The following is a 4,790-nucleotide window of genomic DNA, read 5'->3' as shown; positions in this document are numbered from 1 at the left end:
CAATTCTACAAAGTATTAGGGCCTTTTTAACCCTCTGATCGAGATTTTTCTTTTATTTTCAGAAGCTTAGCCGTTTATGGACGGGCACTAGCTACCTTGAATCGACTTTCCATAGCCATACTAGGGGCGTTCCGTATAGTTTCCCTTTTTTCAGACAACAAAGTACTCCAAATAGAAAATGATACTGTACATTGGGTGCTGTATTGAAACGAAAGCTATTCAGTTGACCTATAGTCCTTTCTAACCTGCTGTTCCCATTCTTCATCGGCAGTTCTAAGCCCACTTCGGACAAGACCTAAAATTTGATCAATCTCTCCTGCAAGACCACGTTGAGTAAACCGTTTCTCCATACCCGGATAAAGCCCACCATGTTTTCTGGTCCACATTGACCAATCTTCTATGGCTATCATGACTAGACTTAGAAAAGAGCGCCTTGCAAGTGGTGGAACCGTCTTAGAATATTCAAGTATCTCACTAGCAGAAAATCTTTCAGGCTTAAGCAGTGACTGTACCTCAAGGTCTAATGCTTCAATTTCATTCTCAATGTCTTTGTCTACTTCCATCCACACACCTATCGGGATTTCCTTACCACCGTGCGTAAGGTCTTCTATCGTGTAGCCAAGCTTTTGGCAACTACGAATCTGGTGGGTCAGCCCAGGGAGCTCAGGTATCGGTTTGCTATTGTCCATGAAATCCGAGAGCACACGCCACAGGTACTGTGCCTGCGAATAGATCTCCGTACTGCCAAAATAGGTATTCCACCAGCGGTTCCACTCCCCCCTCAAGCTGACCTCAGGCATTAGCATGAAATTTCGGCTTGCACCACCGCGATAGGCTTTCCGGTGCCAATAGCAATGCACCTGATCGAACGGAACGGTCAATGACTTTCTTTTGTTCTTATGCCAGAAACACACGCTTCTGCTGCTTCGATCAAAGACAATCCACCTGTTATGGCCTTTTTCCCAATGCGCTAGAATTGAGGTGATTGTCATACCTACAAAAGGAGGAAGGAAGAAAAACTTGTATTGAAATGAGTCAGCACCGTGATACAGGAATATGGCCAATATAAACAAGGCCAAGGCACCGAACATGCCCGCGGCGACACTGTAGTTCACGAAATTGCTATCTGTTCTGATTATCCAGATATTGCCATCTGTCATAGTGGCAAAGTCGGAGTGAAATACGTAATCCTCAGTAGGCGTAACAGGCTGCCCTTTTGATCTTAGCTTTCGCCCCTTACTAACGACCTTCGTCAACTCAGATGCACAATCGATATCCGGCCAGATATCATAGTCGCGAGGCACTACGATGTGAAAAAGGCAAACTGTCAGTGACTTCAAATGACGTAAAGTTAAACCAATTAGCTTTACACCTAAACCGAAGAATTCGCCCATGCTATCGCTTAAAAATTACGAAAGTTATATTATAACCTTGGATGCAAATCATATAACAACCCCTATTTTAAATAGCCTACTTTCGACGATCATATCCGTTACGAATATCAGCTTCCCACTCCTCACCGGCTGAACTAAGACCACCTCGCACCAGTTCGATAAGTTGATCAATTTCAGCTCCAAGTTCTTGCGGTGTATAGCGCTTACTCATACCAGGGAAGAGTCCACCATGATCTCTGGTCCATCTCGACCAATACCCAACCGCCATTTTAACGTGGATAAGGAGTTCCCGTCTTGCTAGCGGTGGTATTGTTTTAGAGTATTCAAGAATCACATTGGCAGAAAAATTCTCGGGTTCCAGCAATTGATCGGCCTTATTTGCTACTGCTTCGATTTCTTCCTGGATTTCCTTATCTACTGCCATCCACACCTCTATTGGGATCTCCTTACCACCGTGCGTCAGATCTTCAATCGTGTAGCCAAGCTTTTGACAACTACGAATCTGGTGGGTCAGCCCAGGGAGTTCGGGTATCGGTTTGCTATTGTCCATGAAATCAGAGAGCACTCGCCACAGGTACTGTGCCTGCGAATAGATCTCCGTACTACCAAAATACGTATTCCACCAGCGGTTCCATTCACCTCGCAAGCTGACCTCTGGCATCAACATGAAGTTCCGGCTGACACCACCGCGATAGGCTTTCCGGTGCCAATAGCAATTAACTATTTCAAATGGAACAGTCAGCGACTTGCGTTTGCTCTTATGCCAGAAACACACGTTGCCACTGCTTCGGTCAAAGACAATCCACTTATTATCGCCTTTTTCCCATCGCGCTAATAGAGAGAAGAAGACCAGCCCAAAGAGCATTGGTAGGATAAATACGTTAGTGAGCTCAAAGGGTACTTTGTAGAACCAAAAAACTGGCAGTAAAATTAGCAGCATTGCACCGATTAATTGAACTCCAACAATATAGTCAATAAATCGACTATCTGTTTTAATGATCCAAATATCACCATCTGTCAGAGTATCGAAATCGGAATGAAATATATAGTTTTCAATGGGTGTAACGGGCTTTCCTTTTGATCTTAACTTTCCTCCCTTACTGACTTTATGGGTTGGCTCCTTTGCACAGTCAATATCTGGCCATATGTCTCGATAGTGAGGCACAAAAATGTGGTAAATTGTCAGAGCGGTTCTCTTGAGAAACCCAATCATTATATCAATTTCTCCCGTATCTAGTAACCACGAATTGATTTACCAACTGTTTCTGTTCTACTTACTATAGACCGCTCTTGCGCCCTCACCTCAGAGACAACTTTACCTTCAAAGATTGCGTTACCTTGCTCATCTCTACTTGGCGATGGGTAGTAATGGATAACCTCTGTTCCACTGAATAGCGTTCTATCTTTACCGTAAGGATAGTAACGTACTTCTACCTTAACACTAGCTTCTACACCCATGGGCACCATGCCTCCCATTGCTCTGGTGCCACCTGATACAACCAGATCTCTCGATATCACTATCCTATGTCGTGATCCCGACGACGACACCAGCGCGCGATTTCCATTGGCATACTCTGTAGATAGCGAAGTCATAGACAGTTCTGTCCATTCTGACCCATAGCCTTTAACAAAAAGGCTAATTTCTTTGTTACCCGAACCTGTCATCTGAGGGGTGATCACGTCGATCTCTAAGGATTCACCTTGAGTCAACCAGGTATCTTCTATTAAGATACCCGGGCTATGGAAATATGAAGCAACTTCATGGAAAGCATAGTGACGGGAATGCTGCCAACTACCGTAGGACTGACCTGATCCAAGACTGTTATTTGAGAAATATCCTGCATCTCCTCCAAAGCGATCTCCAATTGCCATGCCAAACTGGCAGTTCTTCAGCAAAGTTTCCAATTTAGAATCTGTAAACAGCCATACCAGTACAAAACCCAGCGCTACAACAGCAAACCCGACTATACCGAAGACCATAGAAGAGGCAAATATCGTAGCCATAAATCCGGCAGCCATAACTCCGTACCCAAAAGCAGCGTCATGATCACCTAACCTCGCTCGGTTGAAGGCATCCAGAAGCGAAATCCCAGCCCCGAAAATACCGGAAACAGCATTCGAAGCTACCATAATTCTGTTCAGGTTTACCGCTTGCCGAAGTACTTTTGGTGATACCGCGTATGTCTTAACATACTTATAGCTTTCAGGGTTTGCTAACCTCGATTTAATACTCTTTATTGTTCCATATCTAGCACTGTGATGGTTCTTACTGAAGGTAGATATTGTAGCCATCATATCAGCAATGCTGACTATAGCGTCTAAGGTCAATCTTAGATCTGGTGAGTGTAATTTTGAAAGCGAACTAATCAAATTGAAGGATTCAAGTGCAGCACATGGGGTACCCAGCAACAAGGACCTTAACTTCGTTCTCTCAAATGCATCAAAATGGGCCGATGCATCTAACCTATCTATCTCAGAACCTAATTTCTCAACGGTATCTTCTGCACTGCTCAGCAAGGCAGTTGTATTTCGAAGTTCGGCCTCTGTCGCGTATATTTTTCCGTCGAGTTCTACGGAGCCGTTCTGAAGGGTGTTTGCTCTTTCCAAGGCGCTATTCGCTGCTTGGTCAAGCTTTTGAGCTGAGAGCAGACGAGAGTCTGAATCAACACGAAGGACTTCAGCACGAGACCTCTGTTCAGTCACTTTATTCAGAGAGATGAATATATGATTTATCCGGTTACTCGCCGACTCTACCGCATCATCCAACATTCTGCGTTGAAAGTGAGAGAGGAACAGGTGCAGGTCCTCTACCCGGTTCACGGCCAAGTCTGCTGGAACCTGAAGCGTTCGCCCGGTCGGGCCATTGAATTGCACACGGGGCGAGGTGCTGGTTCGCAATTCATTGGCTACCGCCACTACCTTTTTCAAACGCTCTATTCTACCTGGGCCTGAGAAAGGTACCAGGCCTTCGGGGTAGCGACCATTCAGCATGTCATCAGGTGTGAGGGAAACCGCCTGAAGATGGTCTCCTGCTACCAGTGAGTACAAGGCGACAACCGGAGCATTGGCATTAAAGCGTGCACTGCTCAACAGGTTATTGGGGCGTGCCTGCATTGCGTCCAGACGCTCACCAATCTTATTCAAAGCTTGGTTGGTTATAGCTTGCTGACGTCTCACCTGAAATAATTCTTGGTTTGCCTCTAGAACATTGGATTCAAGAGCCATTGCTTGGCGTTCTAAATTATCTATCTCAGAGATTTTCTGGTTACTAAATTCTCTGATCTCATCCGGAGTAGCATCACCGATCAATTGGCTCATCTTTTCTTTAGCAACACTATGATCAGCTAGCCCGGATATTTCACCAAACTGGGTATTCGGATAGCAAAACGGCTTTGG

Annotated in this window: 3 protein-coding genes; all 3 read right to left on the bottom strand. The window is 45.1% G+C overall.

All coding sequences use genetic code 11. The features are described from left to right. Positions 1 to 215 precede the first annotated feature (215 nt). Positions 216 to 1,394 (bottom strand): hypothetical protein, encoded by a 1,179-nt coding sequence (locus G565_RS0120355; RefSeq protein ID WP_028672456.1) that lies wholly within the window; start codon positions 1,392 to 1,394, stop codon positions 216 to 218. A gap of 76 nt (positions 1,395 to 1,470) precedes the next feature. Next, a complete protein-coding gene (locus G565_RS0120350; protein ID WP_028672455.1) occupies positions 1,471 to 2,607 on the bottom strand; it encodes a hypothetical protein in 1,137 nt (378 codons plus the stop codon). A 20-nt stretch (positions 2,608 to 2,627) separates the two neighbouring features. Further along, a partial coding sequence (locus tag G565_RS27120; protein ID WP_037340710.1) for a hypothetical protein occupies positions 2,628 to 4,790 on the bottom strand: 2,163 nt, incomplete at its 5' end.

This window comes from Saccharospirillum impatiens DSM 12546 (assembly GCF_000423605.1).
Taxonomy (GTDB): domain Bacteria; phylum Pseudomonadota; class Gammaproteobacteria; order Pseudomonadales; family Natronospirillaceae; genus Saccharospirillum; species Saccharospirillum impatiens.
Note: the sequence above shows the minus strand (reverse complement) of the source record. Positions and strands in the feature narration are given on the sequence as shown.